The 25,869-nt window shown below is 35.7% G+C and carries 23 protein-coding genes; 18 read left to right on the plus strand and 5 right to left on the minus strand.

Translation table 11 applies throughout. From position 1 onward, the window contains the following. The first annotated feature begins 14 nt into the window (after positions 1–14). The gene (locus tag BN3107_RS04870; RefSeq protein WP_058306505.1) at positions 15–707 is read left to right on the plus strand and encodes a response regulator transcription factor; all 693 of its coding nucleotides are present in this window, start codon (positions 15–17) and stop codon (positions 705–707) included. An 80-nt stretch (positions 708–787) separates the two neighbouring features. Here BN3107_RS04870 and BN3107_RS04875 read toward each other — a convergent pair whose 3' ends face one another. The 4 genes from BN3107_RS04875 to BN3107_RS04890 all read right to left on the minus strand — a co-directional run bounded on the left by BN3107_RS04875 (position 788) and on the right by BN3107_RS04890 (position 5,239). Continuing rightward, positions 788–1,153, minus strand: coding sequence for a DUF4870 domain-containing protein (locus BN3107_RS04875; protein ID WP_058306506.1), 366 nt, complete (start codon positions 1,151–1,153; stop codon positions 788–790). A 142-nt stretch (positions 1,154–1,295) separates the two neighbouring features. Next, positions 1,296–2,474 carry an ROK family transcriptional regulator gene (locus BN3107_RS04880; RefSeq protein WP_058306507.1) on the minus strand — a complete coding sequence of 393 codons (1,179 nt, stop codon included), beginning with the start codon at positions 2,472–2,474 and terminating at the stop codon, positions 1,296–1,298. Between the two features lie 276 nt (positions 2,475–2,750). After that, positions 2,751–4,502 carry a sensor histidine kinase gene (locus BN3107_RS04885; RefSeq protein WP_058306508.1) on the minus strand — a complete coding sequence of 584 codons (1,752 nt, stop codon included), beginning with the start codon at positions 4,500–4,502 and terminating at the stop codon, positions 2,751–2,753. Next, the gene (locus tag BN3107_RS04890) at positions 4,499–5,239 is read right to left on the minus strand and encodes a response regulator transcription factor (RefSeq protein ID WP_058306509.1); all 741 of its coding nucleotides are present in this window, start codon (positions 5,237–5,239) and stop codon (positions 4,499–4,501) included. Before BN3107_RS04890 ends, BN3107_RS04885 begins: the two co-directional genes overlap by 4 nt. 198 nt (positions 5,240–5,437) lie before the next feature. Here BN3107_RS04890 and BN3107_RS04895 point away from each other — a divergent pair, with 198 nt between their 5' ends. The 16 genes from BN3107_RS04895 to BN3107_RS04970 all read left to right on the plus strand — a co-directional run bounded on the left by BN3107_RS04895 (position 5,438) and on the right by BN3107_RS04970 (position 23,870). Then, complete coding sequence (locus tag BN3107_RS04895; protein ID WP_058306510.1) at positions 5,438–6,076, plus strand: YesL family protein; 639 nt, start codon at positions 5,438–5,440, stop codon at positions 6,074–6,076. Positions 6,077–6,155: 79 nt separating this feature from the next. After that, entirely contained in the window at positions 6,156–7,541 is a 1,386-nt protein-coding gene (locus BN3107_RS04900) for an ABC transporter substrate-binding protein (RefSeq protein WP_058306511.1), read from the plus strand. A 57-nt stretch (positions 7,542–7,598) separates the two neighbouring features. Then, positions 7,599–8,543, plus strand: a complete 945-nt coding sequence (locus BN3107_RS04905) for a carbohydrate ABC transporter permease (RefSeq protein ID WP_058306512.1) — start codon at positions 7,599–7,601, stop codon at positions 8,541–8,543. A 2-nt stretch (positions 8,544–8,545) separates the two neighbouring features. Continuing rightward, complete coding sequence (locus BN3107_RS04910; RefSeq protein WP_058306513.1) at positions 8,546–9,391, plus strand: carbohydrate ABC transporter permease; 846 nt, start codon at positions 8,546–8,548, stop codon at positions 9,389–9,391. Positions 9,392–10,355: 964 nt separating this feature from the next. Then, on the plus strand, positions 10,356–11,216 hold the full coding sequence (locus BN3107_RS04915) for an AraC family transcriptional regulator (protein ID WP_058306514.1): 861 nt from the start codon (positions 10,356–10,358) through the stop codon (positions 11,214–11,216). Then, a complete protein-coding gene (locus BN3107_RS04920; protein WP_058306515.1) occupies positions 11,216–12,358 on the plus strand; it encodes a Gfo/Idh/MocA family protein in 1,143 nt (380 codons plus the stop codon). Before BN3107_RS04915 ends, BN3107_RS04920 begins: the two co-directional genes overlap by 1 nt. Positions 12,359–12,387: 29 nt before the next feature. After that, positions 12,388–13,401 (plus strand): Gfo/Idh/MocA family protein, encoded by a 1,014-nt coding sequence (locus BN3107_RS04925; RefSeq protein ID WP_316245018.1) that lies wholly within the window; start codon positions 12,388–12,390, stop codon positions 13,399–13,401. Next, on the plus strand, positions 13,398–14,258 hold the full coding sequence (locus tag BN3107_RS04930; RefSeq protein WP_058306517.1) for a sugar phosphate isomerase/epimerase family protein: 861 nt from the start codon (positions 13,398–13,400) through the stop codon (positions 14,256–14,258). The genes BN3107_RS04925 and BN3107_RS04930 overlap by 4 nt, the downstream gene beginning before the upstream one ends. Before the next feature lie 62 nt (positions 14,259–14,320). Further along, positions 14,321–15,397 (plus strand): Gfo/Idh/MocA family protein, encoded by a 1,077-nt coding sequence (locus BN3107_RS04935; RefSeq protein ID WP_058306518.1) that lies wholly within the window; start codon positions 14,321–14,323, stop codon positions 15,395–15,397. A 122-nt stretch (positions 15,398–15,519) separates the two neighbouring features. Beyond that, the gene (locus tag BN3107_RS04940) at positions 15,520–16,443 is read left to right on the plus strand and encodes an AEC family transporter (RefSeq protein ID WP_187370998.1); all 924 of its coding nucleotides are present in this window, start codon (positions 15,520–15,522) and stop codon (positions 16,441–16,443) included. 86 nt (positions 16,444–16,529) lie between these two features. Next, positions 16,530–17,798 carry a nickel pincer cofactor-dependent isomerase, group 22 gene (locus BN3107_RS04945; RefSeq protein ID WP_058306519.1) on the plus strand — a complete coding sequence of 423 codons (1,269 nt, stop codon included), beginning with the start codon at positions 16,530–16,532 and terminating at the stop codon, positions 17,796–17,798. A gap of 18 nt (positions 17,799–17,816) precedes the next feature. Next, positions 17,817–18,587, plus strand: a complete 771-nt coding sequence (locus BN3107_RS04950; protein WP_058306520.1) for an SDR family oxidoreductase — start codon at positions 17,817–17,819, stop codon at positions 18,585–18,587. 38 nt (positions 18,588–18,625) lie between these two features. Further along, positions 18,626–19,426, plus strand: coding sequence for an ATP-dependent sacrificial sulfur transferase LarE (gene larE / locus BN3107_RS04955; RefSeq protein WP_058306521.1), 801 nt, complete (start codon positions 18,626–18,628; stop codon positions 19,424–19,426). A gap of 61 nt (positions 19,427–19,487) precedes the next feature. Further along, positions 19,488–20,951, plus strand: coding sequence for a gluconokinase (locus tag BN3107_RS04960; protein ID WP_058306522.1), 1,464 nt, complete (start codon positions 19,488–19,490; stop codon positions 20,949–20,951). Between the two features lie 145 nt (positions 20,952–21,096). Continuing rightward, on the plus strand, positions 21,097–21,861 hold the full coding sequence (gene larB, locus BN3107_RS04965) for a nickel pincer cofactor biosynthesis protein LarB (RefSeq protein ID WP_058306523.1): 765 nt from the start codon (positions 21,097–21,099) through the stop codon (positions 21,859–21,861). Further along, positions 21,858–23,870 (plus strand): glycoside hydrolase family 3 protein, encoded by a 2,013-nt coding sequence (locus BN3107_RS04970; RefSeq protein ID WP_058306524.1) that lies wholly within the window; start codon positions 21,858–21,860, stop codon positions 23,868–23,870. The genes larB and BN3107_RS04970 overlap by 4 nt, the downstream gene beginning before the upstream one ends. 86 nt (positions 23,871–23,956) lie before the next feature. Here the strand turns inward: BN3107_RS04970 and BN3107_RS04975 are convergent, their stop codons facing one another. Next, positions 23,957–24,586: a YesL family protein gene (locus BN3107_RS04975; RefSeq protein WP_058306525.1), complete on the minus strand. Its 630-nt coding sequence runs from the start codon at positions 24,584–24,586 to the stop codon at positions 23,957–23,959. A 315-nt stretch (positions 24,587–24,901) separates the two neighbouring features. Between BN3107_RS04975 and BN3107_RS04980 the strand changes: the two genes are divergently transcribed. Further along, positions 24,902–25,867, plus strand: coding sequence for a carbohydrate ABC transporter permease (locus BN3107_RS04980; protein ID WP_058306526.1), 966 nt, complete (start codon positions 24,902–24,904; stop codon positions 25,865–25,867). Positions 25,868–25,869: the final 2 nt, after the last annotated feature.

Raw genomic sequence — 25,869 nt, forward strand, 5'->3', positions numbered from 1 at the left:
TGGGAGGGTAAAAATTGAATTCTCAAAAAATACTCGTCGTAGAAGATGAATTTGGTGTTCGAGAAATGACCCGTATGTATTTAGAGAAACAAGAATATACCGTATTTACTACTGACAGTGGTACTGAAGTGCTAAATATAATGAACAAACATCATCCGGATGCCATATTGTTAGATATTGAAATGCCTAAATTGGATGGATTTGAAGTATGTCAACAAATACGGAAACACTTTGAAACACCTATTATTTTTATGAGTGTTCGCAGAGAAACAGCTGATAAAGTAAAATCATTGGAGTTAGGCGGGGATGACTATCTAACGAAACCCTTTGAGTTTATCGAATTGGAAGCACGTATAAAAGCGGTACTTAGACGTGTTAGTTCGGAACAAGCGTCAGTAAATAATAAATTAATATATGGGACACTTGTAATTGACTTAGACCGTTTTAGTTGTTATTTGAATCAAGAAGAATTAATATTATCTCGAAAAGAAATGGAGTTGCTTATCTTATTAGCGAGACATCCGAAAAGAGTTTGGAGTACAGAGCATCTTTATGACCAGCTATGGGGAATTGATTCGACTGGAAATTCAGAAACAGTAAAAGTGCACATAAGTACATTAAGGAAAAAAATAGAGGTAAACCCAGCAAAACCAAAATTCATTAAGACGATTAGAGGATTCGGTTATTGTTTTGAACAAGGTGAATGAGTAAAACAGGAACCATCATACAGGTTATTATATGATGGTTCCTACGTCTCACTTTATGAAAAAAATTTCTATAATGAGCTTTACTTTTCTATTTGATCCTTAGCGATTTTACCAACCATCGGGAACTGGAACTCTTTGCCTTGATAGGCTTGGTACATACAGTAAATCCAAATAATTAGACCAACTGGTGTCATTAGTGCAGATAAGATCCAGCCAAGAATGGGTATCAGTCCTAGTATAAAACTTAAAATAAAAAAGCCAACCCATAAAATGATAGATTGAAAAGCATGGTAACGAACAAACCTGTTTTCTTTTTCTATCAACAAAAATATAATCCCAGTAATAAAGCCTAAAACATACGTTAAAGCACCTGCTACATTCTCCGTCATCCCTGAGGATGTTTTACCTTTTTCTTCAACTACTTGTTCTTTTTTTTCTTCTGTCATTAATATTCCCTCCAATACTCATATATTAGAACCATTTTATAAAAAAAAGGTTAAATTTAGGTTAAGTGGTGAGAATTATTTTGACAAAAATATTTATCATTTAAAAGTCTGCTAAGTATCAAATTGTTTTGCAACTTTTGCTTTAAATAGCAATAGAATTATTGGTTTCTGATAACGTTAGGTGCGGTAATTCGAGAAAATGTTGAATTCCCATTGCACATGCCCCCACTACACTTGCTTTTGCACCTAAACCTGAAAGGACGATATCACGGTATTGTGATACAGAAGAGATCAGATGTTTTTTGATTTCTATTAATGAATCAGGATAGATTTTTAAGATAGGGCTATTTAAAACAATCATCTCGGGATTATAAAGATTGATTACATTATTTAATCCAATAGCCAAATTAGATATCCAATCATTTAAGGCTCTAATGATACCTTCATTCTTTTCGTTTAATAATTGTTTGATATCTGCATGTGTCTCAATATTACGTTCCAGAATTTTTTTTGCATTTTCAAAAAAAGTAGGTTCGGATGCATACCTTTCCCAACAGCCTTCATTACCACAGCGACAAGGTTTTCCTTTCGGATATATGATCATATGTCCCATTTCACCTGCATGCCCATGATAACCTTTGTGTAACTCGCCATTAATAACTATTCCGGCACCAATACCTGATGAAAGATTAATATTTAACAAATTTTCACTTTTATGATATTGAAATATCCGTTCCGCATATGCCGATAAATTCGCATTATTTTCAATCGTAACATTGTGAATACCTAGTTTATTTAAATCTGATAAAATATCTTTCTCTCTCCACTGATTTCTAGGAATAAAGTGAATTCTATTATCAGTAGAAATTGTTCCATGTATAGCGATTACTGTCTGAACCAAACCATATCGAGCAGATGAAAAAAATGCTTCGTAGTTTTTTATGTGATCTGCAATTAGTGTGACAATCTCATCATAGATATCTGTGTGTAGATCAACTTTTTCATATTTAACCGTGTTGCCTTTTAAATCAGTAATATTAAATAGTAGTTGATCATGATCAAGATCGATTCCCAAAAAATAAGCTGCTTTTTCGTTAATGGAAAGTAATATCGGTCTTCTACCGACAGAATGGTGTTCTTCTTGTGTTTCATAGATTAGATCTTCTTTAAGTAGATCATTTACTTGTACAGATATAGTTGCCTTGTTAAGACCTGTAACTTTCGAAAGGCTAGCTCTTGATATTTTGTGATGCTCGAAAATTTCTGATAATATATTGCTTCTATTTATTTTTTTGATATATGATCCGTCTCCGGTAACCATATGTAAACCCCCAAAAATTTATTTGTTTAAAAAACAAACTAACTGTTTACTATATAGTATACCAAATAATGAAAAGGAATTAATAGTGTTTGAATAAAAAAACAATCGATTTCAATAAAGTGTTAGTGTATGAAATATTTAAATATTGGTATTGGAGATGATCGGAATAAACAGACGATATTCTTGATAATAATTTTCGTGATTAATCAGTGGGATTTTTCAAGTCCCACTGATTAAAGTCTTTCTTTATTATTCTTAAATATAATGTGCTGCTGATTATTCACTGGGGTGTTCGATAATAATTGTTGTTCCCCATCCTTTTTTGCTTTGGATAACAAAGCGATACTCGTTATTAAATAATAATGCGACTCTTTTTTGAATGTTGGATAAGCCAATATGGTTGGTCATATATTCTTCTTTGTTTAATTTCTGTAATAGGTGATGTAACTGTTGTTTTGACATTCCTATCCCATTATCCGTAATGATAAAACGGATTTTTCCATTGACGTGTCTGATTTTGATTTTGATGGTTAAGGACGTGTTCTGGTCACTACCATGAGTGATTGCATTTTCTACAATAGGTTGGAGAATAAATTTTAATACCTGTTTGTCCAAACACTGTTCATCATAATCCCAGAGTACACATATTTCTTGCTCTGACCTGATTTTAATGATCTCGAGATAATTTTTGGTATGATGTATTTCTTCTTTTAAAGATACTGTATGATGTTTGATTCTTAGTGAAAAATTCAATATATCCGTTAGCGTTTCGAGCATTTTCGTCACTTTATTCGGTTTTCCTGTAAGTGCCATTGCTCGCCAATAAATAATTGCCAGTGTATTTGATAAAAAATGCGGATTAATTTGATTTTGTAGTGCCAATAATTCCGCGGACTGAAGTTGATACTTTTTTTCGTTTAATTCCATTTCTAAATTATTTTTTGATACGAAATTTTTTAAAATCCTCTGGACAATCAGTTGATATTCATTATCTTTAAAGGAAATATTTTTTGTTAATTTTTCTTCTTCTTGATTGGTTGTATTTAAAATCGAAAGAATATCACTTATGTGTCTAGCATTCTTTCGTGATAAGTAGTAGATGGTAGTTGTACCGAGTATTAGTGATAAAAGCACAAATAATACCGTCCCTAATCGTAATTGGTTGGGAATTTGATAGATTTCATGTTTCTCCACCATTGAAAAATATCGTAACTGATGTTGATCGGAAATAAATTGATTAACGATATAAGTTGTGTCATCAATCGTTATTTCATAATTGGGTTTATTGTTGTTTAAAGATAACTGATCTAAATCTAATGTTTCACTATGACTATTACCATATATTTTATTATTATTTTCGTCTAAAACAAAAATACTTTGGTGATGATAATTATTTAATTCTTTAATTAATTCAGAAAAATAACTTTGATAGATATTTAATACAATTAGACCTTCAGATGTTTTAGCATTTGTTTTAAAAATATTCCGAAAAACACTAATAACAGGTTCTGTTTCACTAAACGAATAATCGGGCACTAAACGATTTCTCATCCATATGTTGTCATTAATTGCAGCGTCATCATATTCTTCAAGCCAGGAACGATCTAACATGGCATCCAATCGGGTAAAACCATTTCTTGATGTTAGAACACGTTCATTTCGATTCGTATAGTAAATGTAAATCGATTGAATGTAAGGTGTAGCAATCTCTTTTCTACGTAAATTCCCTTCTTGAAAGTCCGCTTCTTTGATTTGCTCATACGTATAGGAATCGGCATTAAAAACATTTTGTAACGTTAAAATAATATCAGGGTTCCAATTATAATCTAACGTTAATAAATACATTTCGTTTAATATAGTATTCGTTTGTTGCTCCAGTTGTTGTAATACATTCATATTATTACTTTGTATCGATTCTCGCATATATTTGTCTGTGATAAAAATAGCGAACGATCCAAGGATAAACACAGGGATCAATAACGGAAAAACAAATAACATAATGTTTTTAAAGAGTATTTTATTGTTCATTTAGTTAACTCCAATTTTTTAGATCGATATTCTCTAGGTGTAACACCATAATATTTTTTGAACATTCTTGTGAAATTTTTCGGATTATGGTAACCGACTGCTTCACTTATTTCATACGTCTTGTAATGATAATCGCTTAATAACTCAGCTGCTTTTTCCATCCTAGTTTTCGTAATGAATTTCGAAATATTATCACCGGTTCTTTCTTTATAAAAACTACTAATATAATTGGGGGACATTTTTAAGACAGTTGCAATGTCATCTAAGCAAATGTCCGAATAGTTTTTTTGAATATAACTTTCGATCGTTTCTACAATATTCTCATTGTAATTCTGATTTTGGGAGTGTGATTTGCTCCATTTTTTATCTAATTCTATTTTGGCATTAGAGAAAACCTCATGAATTTCTTCATATTTTCCTGGTTTTACGATGTAATCTTTTACTCCGTATTTCAACGCTTCTTTCGCATATTGAAAGTCTTTATAACCACTTAAAAAAATTAAATAAATAGAAGAATTTCGTTGATAAAGTTCTTTTGCTAATTCAATCCCATCCATTACTGGCATCCGTATATCACTTAAAATTACATCTACTTTATGTTGGTCGATGCAAGTTAATGTGTCTTTACCATTACTGCAATTATTGATAACATCAAAACCGAGTTGATTCCAAGGAAAGTAATGAGCTAAACCATTGCGTATTTCTGCTTCATCATCGACAATTATCATTTTGTACATTACGGTTACCCCCTCATAAAAGTATCTTAATTTCCGAATTCGTAATTAAAGATACTTTTATTGAAATTAGATGAATAAAGATGCCTTTTTTCATTATAAGAGTATCTTTTCTATAATGGAAACGCTTACTATAATGATCATAACATAAAAATTACGCAATATAGAAGATCGATTATTTAAAAAAATGAGGTGGGAGTAATGAATGCTGTGGCATTAACAGAAATTGTACGCAAATTTTGTGAAGGATTAATAAAACTCGTATACCTCAATATATTGTGGTTTTTCTTCTCCTTATTAGGTGCTGGAATATTTGGGATCGTACCTGCTTCTGTTACGTTATGCAAACTGCAAAAACGTTGGTTAGAAGAAAAATATACTCGCTCGATCACAAAGGAATTCTGGAATTATTATAAAAAACATTTTTTTAGGTCAAATGGTTTAGCGATTATTATGCTTATAATAGGTGGTATCATTTATTTTGACTTAACGTTTTTTATGAAAATGGAAGGGCTTGTTCCACAAATGGTAAGTATCATGATTTTTATTTTATCGGTGTGGTTTATGATGACGTTGATTTACATATTTCCAATATATGTATCTTACCAGTTAAAACTGTTGGAATATATAAAATATGCCTTCATTATTGGCATGTTAAATCCATTAAAAACAGTAGGGATTGCAGTTTCCTTGTTTGGAATTGTGTATTTATCCTTATTTTACCCGCAAATTTTGTTTTCAGTAGGAATTAGTTTAACTTTCTTTATGATTATGATTATATCCTTGCAAGCTATCGATCATGTAACAGTACTGCAAGAAAAACAAGCAAAATCTACATGAATCGATCCAAACTGTCTAAAACAATTGTAATAGCAATTGTTTTAAATAAAATTTTTAAAAGAAAAGGGGAGAAAAGTTTATGCACAAGAATTCGAAATGGCTTTATCTGTTTATGTTATTATTGTTCGCTGTAGGGTTAGTCACAGCTTGTAGTTCAGGTGACTCAGATGACGCTAGTGGTACAAACAATGATGATTCTGAGGATGCTTCTAGTGATGAAAATGGGTCTAATGACGATGGCTCAGAAGCTAGTGATGGTGAGCAAATAGAATTAAGAATTTTGTGGTGGGGTTCTCAAGATAGACATGATCGAACATTAGAAGTGATTGACATGTACATGGAAGAAAACCCTAATGTTACTATTTCTCCAGAGTTTTCAGGTTGGGATGGATATTGGGAGAAAATGGCGACGCAAGCAGCTGGTGGAAACATGCCTGATATCGTCCAAATGGATTATGCTTATTTAAATGAGTATGTTGGTCGCGAATTATTAGTTGATCTAAATTCATTAGTAGATGATGGTACATTAGATTTAAGCGACGTGGATGATGTTTATATTGATGGTGGTAAAGTAGATGGAAGTCTTTACGCAGTCAATCTAGGTGCCAATGTACATGGTGTTGCTTATGATCCTGCCTTATTTGAAGAAGCGGGAGTAGAAGTTCCAGAAACAGAATATACGTATGAAGAATTAAACGAAATGGGAGTAGAATTATCTAATAACTTAGATGGTGCATATGGTATTCAGCCTTTTGCAGGTGTGAACAATCTTCGTCATTATCTACGTCAAAACGGTGTGTCTTTATTTAATGAAGATGGAACAGCGCTTGGTTATGATGATGACCAATTATTAGTGGATTTCCTACAATTAACAGTTGATATGCAAGAATCTGGTGCAGCTGCTCCAGCTGATGTATTTATGGATGCTGGCTCGAACATTGAACAGCAACCAATTGTAAATGGAGATACTGCAATGTTTTTAGATATTTACAGTAACCAAATTGTTGCACTTGAATCAGCAGCAGGTCGACCATTAGAATTAGCGCTTAGTCCAATGTTAGAAGGTGGAGAAGATGGTCACTTCTTAAAACCAAGTCAATTCTTCTCTGTGACATCACATTCTGAGCAACAAGCAGAAGCAGCGAAATTCATCAGTTATTTCACAAATAATATTGAAGCAAACGAAGTATTAAATGCTGAGCGTGGTGTGCCGATCGCAACTGCAGTTCGTGAACACCTAAGAGGTTTACAAGACCCTGTTGGTGTCAAAATGTTCGACTTTGTTGAATTAGCGCAAGACTATTCAAAACCTATTGATCCTCCAGAGCCTGAAGGTGCAACAGAGATCTTATCAATGTATGAAAATGAAGTAGAACATCCAATGTATTATCAGCAAATATCTCCAGAGGAAGCAGCCGCGAACTTTAGAGAGAAAGCTAGTGAGATACTAGCAAACAACCAATAACAGTGATGACAAGTCACCTTTACGGTGACTTGTCCTACTCAATAGGAGGTGGAAGGCATGCAGGGTAACGATGTAGCAAACGAATCCAATAAAAAGGAAAAGATAACGAGATTAAAAACACAAAAATCAATCGACCTTGTCGGTTTTGCATTTATATCCCCATGGCTAATTGGGTTTTTAGGATTTATAGTTGGTCCTATGTTAGCTTCATTGTATTTTTCTTTTACCGATTATGATTTATTATCTGCTCCAACATGGATAGGTCTTCAAAATTACGTTGAAATGTTTACCAATGATCCACGGTTTTTTCAAGCAATAAAGGTAACATTTATCTTCGTGTTTGGTTCGGTGCCATTGAAATTAGCTTTCGCTTTATTTGTAGCCATGTTATTTAATACGAAACGAAAAGGTGTCGGTCTATATCGAACACTATACTATGTTCCATCGATTCTTGGTGGTAGTGTTGCAATAGCTGTTGTATGGAGACAATTATTCGGTCGTGAAGGTGCTGTTAATGATATTTTAGGCTTTTTTGGAATTGAAGGTACAAGTTGGGTATCGAGTCCAGACTTCGCGTTATCCACTTTGATTATATTAGTTGTATGGCAATTTGGTTCACCAATGCTTATTTTCTTGGCTGGTTTGAAAGCGATACCAAATGAATTGTATGAAGCGGCTGCCGTAGATGGCGCTAGTAAATTCTTGCAATTTGTTCGTATCACACTCCCGATGCTTTCACCTGTCATATTCTTTAATCTTGTTATGCAAACGATTCAAGGTTTTATGGCTTTTACACAAAGTTTCTTGATCACCAATGGTGGTCCAATGGATAGAACATTATTCTATGCTGTTTATTTATATGAAAAAGCATTTGCTCACTTTGATATGGGGTATGCATCTGCATTAGCATGGATTCTATTAATCATATGTGGTATTTTTACTGCTTTTATTTTCCAAACTGCCAAAAGTTGGGTTCATTATGAATCGGAAGGAGGGAATTAATCGTGAAAAATCATCATACTAGAAAGACGTTAATTTATCACGGTTCGATTTGGATTTTAGGATTTATCATGATTTATCCGATTTTGTGGACGATTGCCAGTTCATTAAAACCAGAATCAGAGATATTTCGAAATGCCGCTTCACTTATTCCCTCTGAATGGGTTTGGGAAAACTATGCAAAAGGATGGGAAGGTTTTGGTAATTTATCATTTTCCACTTTCTTTATTAACTCTACGTTTGTAACAACGATGGTTGTAATCGGTACATTGTTTTCTTCAACATTAGTAGCGTTTGGGTTTGCTCGTGTGAATTTTCGCTTTAGGACTGCTTTATTCGTATGTATGATCATCACATTAATGTTACCGCAACAAGTTACATTAATACCACAATATATTTTGTTTCATAATTTAGGTTGGGTAAATACCTATCTACCTTTAATCGTTCCGTCTTTTATAGGTGGTATTCCATTCTTTATTTTCTTAATGATTCAATTTATAAGAGGTATACCTAGAGAACTTGATGAGGCAGCGTATATGGATGGAGCTAGTACGTTTCAAATCTTTTGGAGAATTATATTACCGTTAACTACACCTGCGTTAGCTACTGTTGCCATCTTCTCCTTTTATTGGACATGGGATGACTTCATGACTCCGCTTGTTTATTTAAATGATACGAGTTTATATACGGTGGCGTTAGGTTTACAATTATTTTCAGACCCTTCTGCCTTATCAGCATGGGGCCCAATGTTTGCGATGAGTGTCGCATCGATTGTTCCACAATTGTTGGTATTCTTATTTTTCCAAAAGTATCTCGTCGAAGGGATCACAGCAGGAAGTGTAAAAGGATAGCATATAAGACGAAAAACCATAGGCTATTCTCTAAAAAGTGGAGAAAAAATTCTAATTCAGAAAAATCCAAACGATTTCGAAATCCATTCGAATATAATCGTTTGGATTTTCTTAGTAGAAGGAAAGTGGGACACATTTTTTGTGATAATTATGAGATTTAAAAACTGTGTAACATCCGCTTCGGCTTGTCGGCTTCTCTTTCCGCGGGTTTTTCTTCTCAGCTAACTTTTTAAGCAAAGTGCGCTTAAAAAGTGGATCTTCGAATAAAAACATCCCGCAGGAGTTGAAGGAGGCCACTGAAAAACATATTATGGAAATTATTTTCCCCACTTTAACCCCCGAAACACTATTGAAAATGCATATAATTCCCCACTTTCATATGATATTTAGTATGAATTTTGGGATTGTATTTTTATTGATTAAAAAGGAAGGGGGTTTTTCAGTGGCCTCGAGTTGAAGCCGACGCCTATGCTTTTTTATACGCTACAACTATAGTTACGATAATCATATTGGCGTGATTTCATATCGTTTATGAATTTGTCTTCAGATTACGTATCATATTTAACAACATATGCTCCTATTTGTAACCATCCAAAATGCTAGCATTTGCATCAGTTGTAGAATTTTATTGAGCGGAGGCGGCCACTCCTACTCCTGTGGGACTGTTTTTCCTGAAGATCCACTTTTCCATGCGGTTTTTGCTTGGAAAAGTTAGCTGAAGGTAAAACCCCATGGAAAGGGGAGTGGGCAAGCCGGAGCGGATACCACGCTTATAAACCATGTCAAAATTACTACAAGATTATGTCGCTGTTATTTGATAATGTGTAACAATTCATATTGCATTATTCGCTGTGGATCTATGCAATATGAGTCAATTTTTGCAGAAAATAAAGCAATATTAGTTATTTTATTATCCTATCGTTTACAATAGAATAAAAGTGTAAGTGATAAAGGTGATGAAAATATGAATCGAGAATTAATGGTAAATTATCGTTTGCAAGGTCAATTTGGTGAGGTAAAAGCGCATTCCCATCAAGAATATGAAATCTATTTGTTTCATCAGGGAACTTGTAGGTATTTAATTCATAACCAAATATATGATTTGCAACCAGGGGATATTTTATTGATGGATGGTTTAGCCCTTCATAAGCCTAATTTACCGAGAGAAAGTGAATATGTTCGTAGTCATATTCATTTTTCACCAGACGTAATTGAACCAGCATTAGCTTCGATAGGTGCCGCTTCTCTGCTAGATGTGTTCCACCAACTTCATCATTGTTTGATTCGCTCGTCGAAACGACAGGATATCGAAGAATTGGAACATTTAATCAAGAAGATGAGTGAGGTAAAAAATGACCAAGTTGCCTCAGAAAAAGAAAAGGAATGGGGCATGAAAGCATTACTGATTCAAGTACTTGTTCTCGTGAACCGTTTAGGTCAAACCTCCTCTCAAAAAGCTGTCAACGAAAAATACGATAAGACACAGCATGCAGAGAAAATAGCGACATATATCCAGGAAAACTTCAGAAAGAAAATGTCGATTGACCGAATTGCTGAAAGTTTAAATTTAAGTAAATCTTATGTGTCACATGTCTTTAAAGAAATGACAGGCTATACCATTATGGAATATGTAATGGCAACTCGCCTCCAACAAGTAAAATTTCTTTTGGAAGTAGATGAAGAGAAAACTTTAAATCAAATAGCGGATGAATGTGGTTTTGAAAGCGTTTCTCACTTTAGTCGTTTTTTTAAAGCGAATGTTGGAATGACGGCTAGACAATATCGTCAGAAACGCCTTGAAATATATAAAAGGAGTGAAAAATAATGGCAAAAGTTAAATTAGGAATTATTGGACTAGGACAACAAGGGGGAGCTTATGCTTCTTTCATTAAGGAAGGTCGAGTAGGTAATATGGAAATTGGTGCTATTTGTGATACCGATCCTGAAAAAAAGAAACGAGCAAATGAAGAGTACCCAGAGGTACCTTTTTATGACAATTATATTGATATGATGGAAAGTGGTGATGTCGATGCTATCGTCACATGTGTGCCACACTATTTGCACCCGGAAATGGGTATCGAAGCCTTGAAACGTGATATCCATCCATTACTCGAAAAACCTGCAGGAGTCTATACAAAGCAAGTAAAAGAAATTAACGAATTTGCAGCAACTAAACCAGAGCTTACGTATGCGATTATGTTCAATCAAAGAACAAATGAATTATATCAAAAAGTAAAAGAGATTATTGATAATGGAGAAATCGGTGCGATTCGTCGTACAAATTGGATTATTACAACATGGTGGCGTCCACAAGGTTATTATGATGCAGGGTCTTGGCGAGCAACATGGGACGGAGAAGGTGGCGGTGTCCTCGTTAATCAAGCACCACACCAAATTGACCTACTACAATGGATTTGTGGTATGCCAGAAAAAGTATACACGAAAGCACAATATGGCTATCAGCGTAATATTCCAGTAGAAGATGATGTAACCACTGTTTTCGATTATGGAAATGGTGCTACGGGTGTATTCATAACATGTACACATGATATTATGGGCACCGACCGCCTTGAAATCCATGGTGATAAAGGGAAAATCGTGGTTGACGATAGTAAAAAGGTAACAGTAAAACGCTTGAATACACCTGAAAGCGAAATGAGCGATTCGATGTCGATGCAGGATGTTATGAAATTATTCCAAGGTGAAGGACCTGGTTCTATTTATCAGGAAGAAGTATTAGAATTTGAAAGCGTATGGGGTGGTCAACACGTAGCCGTTTTAGAGAACTTTGCTGCGAACATCTTAGATGGAACACCATTAATCGCACCTGGATCAGATGGTATCAATGGTGTCGAATTAGCGAATGCGATGCATTTATCAAGTTGGTTAAATAAAGAAATTAGCTTACCGATAAATGAAGAGCAATATTTAGAAGAATTAACGAAACTACGTCAACAAGAAAAGTAACCAAATTCGGTATAACAATGGGGTGTGAAATGATGTTAAAAGTTGCAATAATAGGTCTAGGTGATATATCGAACATTCATCTTCCAGCAATCCAACAAAACGAAAATGCACAATTAGTTGCAATATGTGATATCGTTAAACATGTTTCTAACAAGGTAAAGAAAGTTCCTTTTTATAGTGATTATCAAGTGATGATGGATGAAGTAGATATCGACTGTGTGCATATTTGCTTACCACATCATCTTCATTATCCCGCTACAAAAGCTGCTGTCGATCGTGGCATTCATGTGTTATTAGAAAAACCGCTAGCACATTCTAAAGTAGACAGCCAAGCGATTGTTGCTTTGGAAGAACAACATCCAGAGGTTAAAATTGCAGTATGTCTGCAAAATCGTTTGAATGAAACGGTAGAAGAATTAGCAACTATTGTTAACAGCGGAAAATATGGCAACATTACAGGTGTAAAAGGAATCGTTACGTGGCATCGACCAAGATCTTATTATGAAGCAAAACCGTGGCGAGGGAAAATGGAAACGGCTGGTGGTGGGGTAATGATCAACCAGTCGATTCACACCCTTGATCTAATGCAATGGATTGGTGGTAAGATCGAAACGATTCGAGGCTCAGTCGATCGCTTGTTAGATTATGGGTTTGATGTGGAAGATACAGCAACTGCACATATCAAATATGCTAATGGGGCAACAGGTTTATTTTTTGCGACCGTTTCGAATGCGCAAAATTCATCCGTTGAATTTCAAGTGCTATTGGAGAAAGCAAAATTGACAATAAAAGATAGTATTTTAACGATTGCAAACGAAGAAGGCAAAAAAGTAAGGTTATTGGAAGACCGTAAATTAGCTGGGTCTAAATTTTATTATGGCGCAAGTCATTCAAAATTGATAAATAACTTTTATAATCAAATACTTCAAGATGGTCATGATTATATTCATGCAAAAGAAGGTTATGTATCGATGGAGATGATTGATTTAATTAACCGATCATCAGAAAATAAGCAAATAATGAAGATGGGGGTTTTACAATGACAACTGGTAAAATCGGTGTGCAAATGATGATGTTGAAAGGAAAAGTGGAAGAGCTTGGTGCCTATGAAACGATGAAAAAAATTCATGAGCTAGGCTTTCGCTCGGTGGAAGTTTCTCAAATTCCGATGACAGCAGAAAATGTTCAAAAGCTAAAAGAGGCAAGTGATGATTTCAACATTGATATTACGGCGATCTCTGCACCACTAGAACCAATGGTAGCAGGTAAAGAGCAAGAAAACTTAACAGACAATTACGATAAGATTGTAGCAGATTGTAAGGCACTAGATTGTCAATTCATTCGGATTGGAATGCTTCCATTTTCTATTATGGGAGATAAAGAGAAAATATTGAATTTTATTGATCGAGCAGAAGAAACTGCTAAGCGATTAAAAGAAGAAGGAATCAAGTTATATTATCATACACACCATATCGAATTCCAACGCTTTGATGGTAAGTTTCTATTAGATATTATGAAAGAAAACACCAAAGAACTTGGGTTTGAACTGGATGTGCATTGGATTCATCGAGCAGGCGTTGATCCAGTTGACTTTATCAAACAATATAAAGATCGAGTTTCTTTAATCCACTTAAAAGATTATCGCATTGGAAATCTTGATGTTACTGAAGAAGATCTAAAAGATATGGGTAACTTTTTCAATAAATTTGTCAATTTAATCGAGTTTGCCGAGGTAGGCGAAGGTAACCTAAATATGTCAGCAATAATTGAAGCAAGTCAGGAAGCTGGTGCAAAGTATTTTCTAATCGAACAAGACGACACGTATGGCCGTGATCCGTTTGATTGTTTACATGATTCGGCTGAAAACCTTAGAAAGATGGGTTACGCTGACTGGTTTTAATTGGAATGAACCTAGAAAAACGTATACAATAGGAACAAGATCGTTCAAAGGAGTGAAGTAAAATGAGCAAAGCAGATGGTATGAATTATGCGCCTAAAGGTAAACCGAATCCGGTCGTAAAAGACGGTGAATTTGTAATCGCTGCTGTCGCATTAGACCACGGACATATCTTTGGTCAATGTAACGGACTTGTAGAAGCTGGCGCAACCTTGAAATGGGTATATGATCCAGATCCCGAAAAAGTAGATAACTTCTTAGAACAGTTTCCACAAGCTAAAAGAGCAGAATCACTTGAGCAGGTGCTAGAGGATGAGGAAGTAAAATTAGTTGCAGCAGCAGCAATCCCTTCAAAGCGTAGTGCACTTGGCAATCAAGTCATGAGAGCAGGTAAGGATTATTTTACTGATAAAACGCCTTTCACAACAATGGAACAACTTGAGGAGACAAAGAAAGTGGTTGCTGAAACAGGTCAAAAATATATGGTGTATTTTAGTGAACGCTTGCATGTAGAGAGTGCTGTATTTGCTGGACAACTTATTGATGACGGTGCAATTGGACAAGTTATTCAAGTTACCGGTTTTGGTCCGCACCGACTAAATGCACCAAGTCGGCCGCAATGGTTCTTTGAGAAAGAACAGTATGGTGGAATTTTATGTGATATCGGAAGTCATCAAATCGAACAGTTTCTACATTACGCTGGTTGTGAGGATGCAGAGATTCTTCATAGTAAAGTAGCGAACTATGCAAATCCTGATCACCCTGAACTAGAAGATTATGGTGACGCAACGCTAAAAGGTGATAATGGTGCCACACAATTTTTCCGAGTAGATTGGTTTACACCAGATGGTTTGAGTACTTGGGGAGATGGTCGAACATTTATTGTTGGTACAGAAGGTACGATCGAAATTAGAAAGTACGTTGATTTGGCAACAGATAAAGGTGGCGACCAACTATATTTAGTAAATCAAGATGGTGAAAAGCATTATGACCTTGCAGGAAAAGTTGGCTTCCCATTCTTTGGTCAGTTAATAAAAGACTGTATCGATCGCACAGAAAATGCAATGACGCAAGAACATGCATTTAAAGCAGCAGAATTATGCTTGATCGCACAAGAAAATGCATTAGATGTAACGCAATAATGATATAAAAAAACTGCATTTTACAATCAAAATGCAGTTTTTCTTTCGTCGAGTAATGTTTCTTTTGAAATATTAGTATGATAAAATAACAATAACAACGTTGTTATAAAGGGAGTGAGGGTTTGGTAGAATTTTTTGTCATCTTCAAGGATGTTATTCTCCCTATCTTTATATTAATGGCAATTGGTTATTTTTTATATATCCGATTCACACTAGACTTGGCTACTTTAGCTAAATTAAATATTTATTTCCTTGTACCAGGCTTTATTTTTGTTAAATTATATGAAGCAACCTTTGGACTGGAATTATTTATTTATGTGTTGTTGTACTTTTTATTACTTATTGTCTTATTGTATTTGTTGTCTCTTGCAACAGCGTATGTAATGAAAATAACGGGTGGAAAGAAAACAACATTTGCCAATAGTGTCATGTTTTTTAATTCAGGTAATTACGGAGTTCCGGTCAATGATTTAGTATTCCGCGGAGATCCTTTTGCAATGTCGATACAGGTTATTGTGTTGACACTGCAAAATATATTTCTGTTTTCTTACGGTATCTTTTCGCTAAGGGCCGCTAAGGAAGGAAAGTGGAAAGCTGCATTAGGCTACTTTAAAATGCCAGTACTTTATGCGATGCTTGCGGGTGTTTTATTAAATGCTTGGGATGTGGCGATACCAGAACCAATTTGGGTTTCTGCCAACTATATTGCAGATGCTATGATTGCGTTAGCCTTAATGACACTAGGTGCACAGGTAGCAAAAATGAAATTTAAAAAAGGATTATATACCGTGTATGCAAGTATCGTCTTACGATTAATCGGTGGACCGGTAGTAGCCCTAGTCATTATATGGTTATTTCAAATGGAGGATATCATGGCACAAGCCTTATTTATCGCTTCAGCAATGCCAACATCGGTTAATAGTGCTGTAATAGCAGAGGAATATAAAAGTCATCCAGATCTTGCAGCCCAAACCGTGTTATTTTCTACTATAGCAAGTATGCTAACCGTTACGATTGTCATCTTTTTTGCAAAAATTATTTTTTAATGGTTTAATTAATTTGTCCGCCAAACAAATTAATGATATACTAAGTAACAACATATAGCCATACTAATCATAAAGGAGTGTTATCAATGAGTATTTTACATGAATTAGTAGAACCTATTCCAATCCCAAAAATGATGAAGGTAAAACAGTACTTTGATGATCAGAAATTGGATGATTTAGGTCAAGAGCTTTTCAATCAGCTAGAACAAAAAAACATAAAAACCCAAATAAAACCTGGGATGGAAGTAGCAGTAGCGGTAGGTAGTCGAGGCTTAGATCGATTAGTTGAAACAACAAAAGTAACGATCGATTTTTTAAAAGAGCATGGGGCAAAACCTTTTATTGTGCCGTGTATGGGAAGTCATGGTGGAGCAACAGGCCCTGGGCAGAAAGCGGTATTAGAACATTTAGGTGTTAAAGAAGATGTCGTAGGCGCAGAGATCCGTTCTTCTATGGAAGTCATTAAAATTGATCAACTAGAAAATGGTTTACCTATTTATATTGACAAACTAGCATCTGAAGCTGATGGTATTGTTGTCATTAATCGGGTAAAACCACACACTGCCTTTCGTGGTCCGGTTGAAAGCGGGATTATGAAGATGATTAGTATCGGCTTAGGGAAACAAAAAGGAGCAGAAGCTTGTCATCAATTAGGGTTTAAGCATATGGCTGAACATGTTCCAGCAATGGCAGAAATTATTATTGATAAAATGCCAATTCTTTTTGCCGTAGCAACGGTAGAAAATGCTTTTGATAAAGTGGCAAAGTTGGATGTGTTACTGCCGGAAGAAATCTCAGAACAAGAACCCGATCTACAAAAACTAGCAAAAGCATCATTGCCGAAGCTGTTTTTTGATCAAATTGATGTCTTAATTATCGACGAGATAGGTAAAAACATTAGTGGTGATGGAATGGATCCTAATATAACAGGTCGCTATCCAACGCCATATGCCTACGGTGGTCCAGATGTGTCCAAAATGATCGTTTTGGACTTAACGGAAGAAACGGAAGGAAATGCTAATGGCGTAGGTACGGCTGATTTTACTACGCAAAAATTAGTCGACAAAATGAATCGAGAAGCTACGTATGCTAATGGCTTAACATCAACAGTTGTAGGACCTACACATATTTCAACAGCAATGCCAACAGATAAAACAGCGATTCAAGCAGCTATCAAAACATGTAATATATTAGATTTTACCAAAGCAAGAGTAGTCCGAATCAAAAACACATTAGAGATTGGTGAAATTGAAGTATCAGAAAATATGATAGCGGACGTTGAACAACATGAAAACCTAGAAAAAACGAGTGATGTATACGAATTATCATTTGATCAAGATGGAAATCTTAAATAAATAGAGAGGGGAAATAATATGAGTAAATTATTTGATTTAACAGGAAAAGTAGCAGTAGCACTAGGAGGTAATAGTACACTAGGAGGTTCGATGGCAAAAGGTCTTGCAGAGCATGGTGCAAAGGTAGCCATCGTCGGACGTAATCTTGAGACAGCGGAAGAAGTTGTAAAAGAAATCGTTGAAGCTGGTGGCGAAGCAAAAGCATTTCAAGCAGATGTAAGTAAACTAGAAACGGTAGAACAAGTTGCAAAGGAAATTGAAGCATGGTCAGGAGGTTGGGACATTCTCCTAAATGCGCCAGGGATGAATAGTACAACACCTTATTTAGAATTAGAAACTGAAGAATGGGATAAAATTATGGACGTAAATTTACGAGGAGTAGTATTTGCAACACAAATCTTTGCTAAGAAAATGGTCGAGCAAAAACGTGGTGGAAGCATCATTAATATTTCATCTGTTTCTTCTACAACGCCATTATCGAAAGTATTTACGTATTCAGCATCAAAAGCGGCAATTAATAGTGTGACTCAATATTTATCACGTGAATTTGCACCACACAATATTCGGGTAAACGCGATTATTCCAGGATTTTTCCCAGCTGAACAAAATCGTAAAATCTTGAGCGAAGATCGTGTTAATTCGATTATGGGTCACACACCAATGAATCGATTTGGTGATCCAGAAGAACTGCAAGGAGCTACCGTTTATTTAGCCTCAGACAAAGCGAGTGGATATGTAACTGGTGAATTACTGCGAGTGGATGGCGGATTTGGCAGTATGACGATATAATAGAGTTAAGACTCGTTAAAAAGGGAGGGAGATAGAACATGATAGAGCAAAAGCAGGAAGCGTTGGTTTCTATTCTCCAAGATATGAAGAAAGTTGTTGTTGCTTTTTCCGGTGGGGTAGATAGTACCTTTTTGTTAAAAGTAGCCGTTGATACATTAGGGGTTGAGAACGTTCTAGCAGTAACTGCTGACTCAGAAACCTATCCGACAAGTGAACTAGAAGAAGCAAAACAATTAGCATCCCATATTGGGGCAAGACATGAAGTAATCGAGACAAGTGAATTAGCGATACCAGGTTATACTGAAAATGATAAAAATCGCTGCTATTTTTGTAAGAGTAGTTTGTTTGATCATCTTGTACCAATTATGCAGGAAAAAGGCTTTAAAAACATCGTCTATGGTGTGATTGCAGATGATATGAGTGAATTTCGACCAGGGATGAGAGCTGCCAAAGAACAAGGAGTTCGAGGGCCTTTGGCGGAAGCAGATTTATATAAAGAGGAGATCCGTGAGCTTTCGAAACAAGTTGGGTTACCAACATGGGATAAACCATCCTTCGCTTGTTTATCTTCCCGTATTGCTTATGGTGAAACGATCACACAAGCGAAACTAACTAAAGTAGATAAGTCAGAAGCGTTTCTAAAAACTATCGGACTTCGTCAAGTACGAGTACGGACACATGAAGATATTGCTCGTATTGAGGTAGAACCACAAGACATGCAGAAATTATTAGCAAATCATCAACGTGTTACTGAAAAGTTACAAAGCTACGGATATAAATTTGTAACAATGGACTTAGTCGGATATAAAAGTGGAAGTATGAACCGTGCATTATCATAATTGAGTGGAAAAGCTTTGGATCATCCAAGGCTTTTCTTCTATCTAGGTAGAGGAGGACATTATGGAAGAGTTAGTCATTGGCTTGGATTTCGGGACCACAAGTGTGAAGGCTGTAGCATTTGATTTGAAGGGCAATGTAAAAACTGAAAAAGAACAACTAATTGACACTTATTATCCTGAGCCTTCATTCGCAGAGCAAAATCCAGTTGAAATTGAATTAAAGACACAACAAGTTTTACGTGATATTTTTCATGAAACTAAAAATCAAAAGGTTTTATCAATAGGGATTTCATGTGCCATGCATTCTTTAATATGTGTAGACCAACAAGGTCAAGCACTTTCGGATATGTCGATTTGGTCTGATGGAAGAAGTACCAAACTATCAAAGCGTTTGGATCCTGCTACGAAGAAAAGTGTATACAGTAAAACAGGGACACCAATACATCCGATGTCACCGTTATTGAAATTGATCTGGATGAAAGAAAATAATTATCGTCCCTATCAAGAAGCTGCTTATTTTATGTCCTTAAAAGAATATCTACTGTTTAAATGGTTTGACACGCGTGTTGTTGATTATTCAATGGCATCTGCAACCGGTTTGATGAATGTAAACACATTAGATTGGGAACCTGAAGCTTTAGAACTAGCAGGTATCAGCAACACTCAATTATCTACGATCGTTCCACCAACCGAAATCATTACTGGATTAAAATCTGAGATAGCACAGGATTTAGATTGGCCACAAGATACACCATTAGTAATAGGAGCGGCAGATGGTCAACTAGCGAACCTCGGTAATGGCGCGATTAAACCAGGTGAAGTAGCAGTGACTGTTGGCACTAGTGGAGCCATCCGTCAGTTGATTTCGGGACATCATGTGAATGATAATGGCGAAACGTTCAGTTATGCTTTTACAAAAGATACCTCAATAATTGGTGGACCAACGAATAACGGTGGGATTGCACTTCAGTGGTTGAAGGAAATGATGGAATTCAGTGGTAGCCATGAAGAATTTCTACTTGGTGCTGAAAACATTTCAGTAGGATCTGAAGGTTTACTGTTTGTTCCATATGTCAATGGCGAGCGTGCACCAGTATGGAATCAAGATGCCCGAGGTAATTTTTATGGTTTAAGTGTAACGCACCGCAGACCTCATTTAGTGAGAGCAGTATTAGAAGGTATCGTCTTTAACCTTTATCAGATTGGTCAGTCATTAGAAGAGATCGCAGGAAAACCAACCACGATTTCGGTTAACGGTGGACTATCCAAATCACCATTATGGGTGCAAATTTTAGCTGATGTGTTTGGGAAAGAAATACAACTTGCAGACACACATCATGGTGCTGCATGGGGAGCAAGCTGGACAGCACTTGTCGCTACTGGAAAAGTGGAATCCTTTGAGCAAATTAAAGAGAATATTCCGATTGATAAAGTGGTACAACCTGACATGAAAAAGCATCAGATATATCAAGAGGTATTTACGAAATATCAACAATTAGCAAAAGATGTTGAGAAATATTTTTAGAAAGTGGCCATGAAAAGTGTGAAAGTGGCCATAAAAGTAAGCAAAGTGGCCATAAAATTGTTATAAGTGGCCATAAAACATCTGAAAATGGCCATAAAGCAAATAAAAAGTGGCCATAAAAAATCCGTCGATGGAAGTGGTCAAAATGTTGGAGCAAATTTTAAAACAAGTAGCAGATGGTACATTATCACCTGATCAGGCTCAAAAGGAATTAGAAACATTTGAAAACCTAGGCTTTGCTAAGGTGGATCATCACCGCAAAAAGCGTCAAGGCTTCCCAGAGGTGATTTTTGGGGAAGGAAAAGATCCGACACAAATCATCAATATTTCCCGGGCAATGATGAAAAAACAAGAGAATATTTTAGTGACCAGAGTGGAAGATACCAAAGCAGAAGTCGTATCGCAACATTTGCCTGACTTTGATTATGATAAAACGAGCCGAACTCTTTTTATGAAAAATAGTGAAGAAATAGTGGGTAATACTGGATATATTGCTATCGTTTGTGCAGGTACATCCGACTTACCAGTTGCAGAAGAAGCTGCAAAAACAGCGGAAGCATTTGGAGTGGAAGTACGACGTTTTTACGATGTTGGAGTAGCGGGAATTCATCGTTTATTTGCACATATAGATGAGATTAGAGCGGCAACGGTATCTGTAGTGATAGCGGGTATGGAGGGTGCATTACCTAGTGTGGTGGGTGGTCTAGTCTCCCATCCAATAATGGCAGTTCCAACTAGTGTAGGTTACGGTGCGAATTTCAAAGGGTTATCTGCATTATTAACGATGCTCAATTCATGTGCATCAGGTATTAGTGTTGTTAATATTGATAACGGCTTTGGTGGTGCCTACAATGCGGTTATGATTCATCGACTTGCAAATTCTATTCCTCAGGAGGGAGAACAAACATGAAACAAAACGAAGTAAAAACAAAGGTGAAACAAACGATTACGGTTGACGGAAAATCATTTCGGGATTTGAATGGTAATGGTGTTTTAGATCCGTATGAAAACTGGGAATTGTCAACTGAGGAAAGAGTAGAAGATTTATTATCTAAAATGTCTTTAGAAGAAAAAGCAGGTATGATGATGATTTCTTCGCAGTTTATGCCAGGCTCTGATCGGATTCCAGGTGGAAAAGAAGCTACTGTTACAGATGAAAGTGGCTTGCTTAATACAAAAGATGTAGAGTTAAAATATCATCCTTTTTTAAAACCTGGCGATGATGGTTATGAATTTGAACAACCTTTATTATATAGTGCTGGAACAAAAAAGGCGATCCATGAATTACATAATCGTTATTTCATTGTTCGAGATAACCCAAAAGCAAAAGACTTAGCAAAATGGACGAATAAAATTCAAGAAATAGCTGAGAGCTCTAGACTAGGGATCCCAGCTATCATGACATCTAATCCACGAAACCATATTGGGCATTTATATCATGGAATGATGGAAGCGTCTGGCGAATTCTCTTTATGGCCGGGAGAACTAGGGCTTGCCGCAACACATGATGCTGAATTGGTGAAAGAATTTGGTCAGATTGCTGCGAAGGAATGGCGATCAGCTGGACTTCATAAAATGTATGGTTATATGGCAGACATAGCAACAGATCCATTATGGATGAGATACAATGGTACATTTGGTGAAGATCCTAATTTAGCAGCAGCTATGACGCGAGCTGTTGTAGAAGGGTTCCAAGGTGAAAAATTAAATAAGAATAGTGTTGCATTAACGATAAAGCATTTCCCTGGCGGTGGTGCTAGACACCAAGGACACGATCCACATTACCCTTGGGGTAGCTTTAATCCATATCCAACTAAAGGTAGTTTATATGAATATCATATACCACCATTTAAAGCAGCGATCGATGCAGGTACGTCATCGATCATGCCATATTATGCATTTCCGAGTAATCAGCATAGTGCAGAACAATTGCCAAATGGAGAACAATTTGAAGAGTATGGCTTTGCTTATAATAAAAGGATCGTCAAAGATATTTTACGTGATGAACTCGGATTTAATGGATATATCAATTCGGATACAGGAATTGTCAACATGATGCCTTGGGGCGTGGAGCATTTATCAAAAGTGGAACGCTATGCGAAAGCGTTAAAGGCTGGTGTTAATATGTTTTCAGATGAGGCGGATCCATCTAGTTTAATCCAATCTGTAAAAGGTGGATATGTTTCTGAATCCTTATTAGACCAATCTGTTCGTTACCTATTATCGGAAATGATGGAGCTTGGATTATTTGATAATCCTTATGTGGACGAACAAGAAGCACAGGAAATTGCAGACAGTGCAAATTCACAACTAAAAGCAGATTACGCACATCAAAAATCACTAGTGCTATTGCGCAATGATAATCAATCTCTACCATTACCAGCCAACATTAAACTATATATAGAAGTAGTGAAACATGATCAACAAGACGAAGAACGCAATAAAGTTATTAAAGCTTTTGGTCAACAAGCAGAGAATGTAAATATTGTAGAAAATATCGAAGAAGCAGATTATGCATTAGTAGTAGTTGTGCCAACAGGTATTGCTGATCGTCCAGATACACCTTTGACGATTAAAGTAGATCATGAAACAGGTGTAGATGTCGATCGTATAAAAGCAATTGAAAAACAAAAACCAACAATTTTAGCAGTTAATATGATGAATCCATGGGCGATTGGTGAAATAGAACAAGACGCAGTGGCGACATTTGCGACATTCGGTGTTAAATACGAAGCACTTGCAGCTACACTAACAGGTCAATCCAAGCCGTCAGGAAAGTTACCATTTACGATTCCTAAAAGCCAAGAAATAGTGGAACAAACGCCAGGTGACATACCTGGTCATAAAAAAGGTGAGCATTACGTCTATACGGATAAACATCATAATCGATATTTGTTTGGCTTTGGATTAAGTTATTAAATTAAGTACTTCAATATAAGAAACCCTAAACAATCATGTTTGGGGTTTCTTATGGTTGATTATTCTGATAACTTTACTAACTGTTTTTATGCTTGTAATGCTGCCTGTTTTTTCTCCACTTTACGATAGGCCAAGTTGGCAGATGATAATACAACTAATCCAAGTAAACTAATACTAAAGAAAAAACCGAGTCCGGAAATAAAGGTGATCGCGTAGTATACGGCTGCAAAACCAAAAATGATGAATAGGCTTGCTAGCGGATTATAGATAGCGATTAATACTGAATTTTTAATGTGTGTTTTAATAGTTAGATCGAATTCAACATAAGAAGCGAGCAAGTAACAAATCACTAAAAAATAGAAACCACTCATTATAATAGAAGAAACATAAATGAATTGTGATAAAGCAGCATCAGTAGTTTGGATAAACTGAATGTTGATATATAGTACAATACCAATCAAAGTAATGACTGCCCCTAGCTTATTGGCTTGGATAAATTCATTTTTAAAATAATACCAAAAAGTGGAGAATACCGATACTTCTTGTTGATTAATGTATTTTCGTAATGTTGCTAGCATGGCAATTGTTGCTGGGAAAATACCAAATATGCCTAACCCTAATATAGTAAAGAGTATCCATAAGACGTTCACAAAAGCAAGTCGATAAAACCAGTTGCAAAACGTATAAATCGCTCCAGAAAAAGCTCCTAACTGCATTGAAATTCCTCCTTTTTCATTTAATATATCATGTTTGTACTATCATTTAAGCGTTTTCTTATATAAAGTAAATATTTTCTCGCAAAAGTAAAAATCTCGCTAAATAACATAGGTAATATATGGGATTAAAATCAAGCTGAAAACAATTGGGTTGATATATGCTGTAACATAATTGTCATAAACCCTGTTTTATAAGGGATTTAACCCTGTTTTTGAAAGAGTAAAGATTTTCTTGCTTACGTCAAGAAAGTACATTGTTGGAAGCGATTTCAAAGATTATAATGAATCTACAATTTAGAAAAAGAGGTGAGCAACATGAGTAGTGAAGTGAAAGCGGAATTGAAAGTAAAAGAAAAATCCGCACAGTCCAAAGCTAAAGTAAAAAAGAAAAACGGAGATCCATTTGGTGGATGGCGTGAAAATCTAGCTGGTTGGATATTTATTGCTCCAATGTTAATTGGTACTTCGATATTAGTACTGTTTCCGATGGCAGCTTCATTTGTTTTAAGTTTTACGGATTGGAATTTTGTTTCAGGTTATGAGAATGCATCCTTTGTAGGATTAGCAAACTTTATTACGTTATTTAATAATGATGTATTTATACAGTCATTGATTAATAACTTCGTTGTTTTAATCGCAATACCCATTACATTAATTTTTTCTTTAGGGATTGCAGTTATTATTAATAAGTACATTTTCTTCAAAGATTTTTTCAAAGTAATATTCTTTATGCCATTTATTTCAAGTGTCGTGGCAGTTGCAGTTGTGTTTAGAGTTTTATTCCATCCATCAGAAGGACCGGTCAATCAGTTTCTGATGTCAATAGGAATTGATAATCCACCAGGATGGATTGCGGATACTACCTATGCACTACCATCTGTAATGATCATCATGATATGGACAAGTATTGGGTTTAATTTAATTATTTATTTAGCAGGTTTACAAAACATACCGAAAGAATTATATGAAGCGGCACAAATAGATGGTGCTTCTGCATGGTATCAATTTACAAAAATAACGGTACCACTTGTTTCACCAACAACTTTCTTACTATTTGTAACCGGTATCATTTCAAGTTTTAAAATATTTGATTTAATTATTGTATTAACGAACGGTGGTCCTGCAAATTCCACCAATATACCAGTCGTTTATCTGTACCAGCAAGCCTTTTTAGAATTGAAAACAGGATATTCATCGGCAATAGCCCTAGTAATGTTTATCATTATCCTAGCGATTACGTATATCCAATTTGTTGGCCAGAAAAAATGGGTGAACTATTAATT

This window comes from Gracilibacillus massiliensis, from assembly GCF_001458115.1.
Classification (GTDB): Bacteria; Bacillota; Bacilli; order Bacillales; family Amphibacillaceae; genus Gracilibacillus; species Gracilibacillus massiliensis.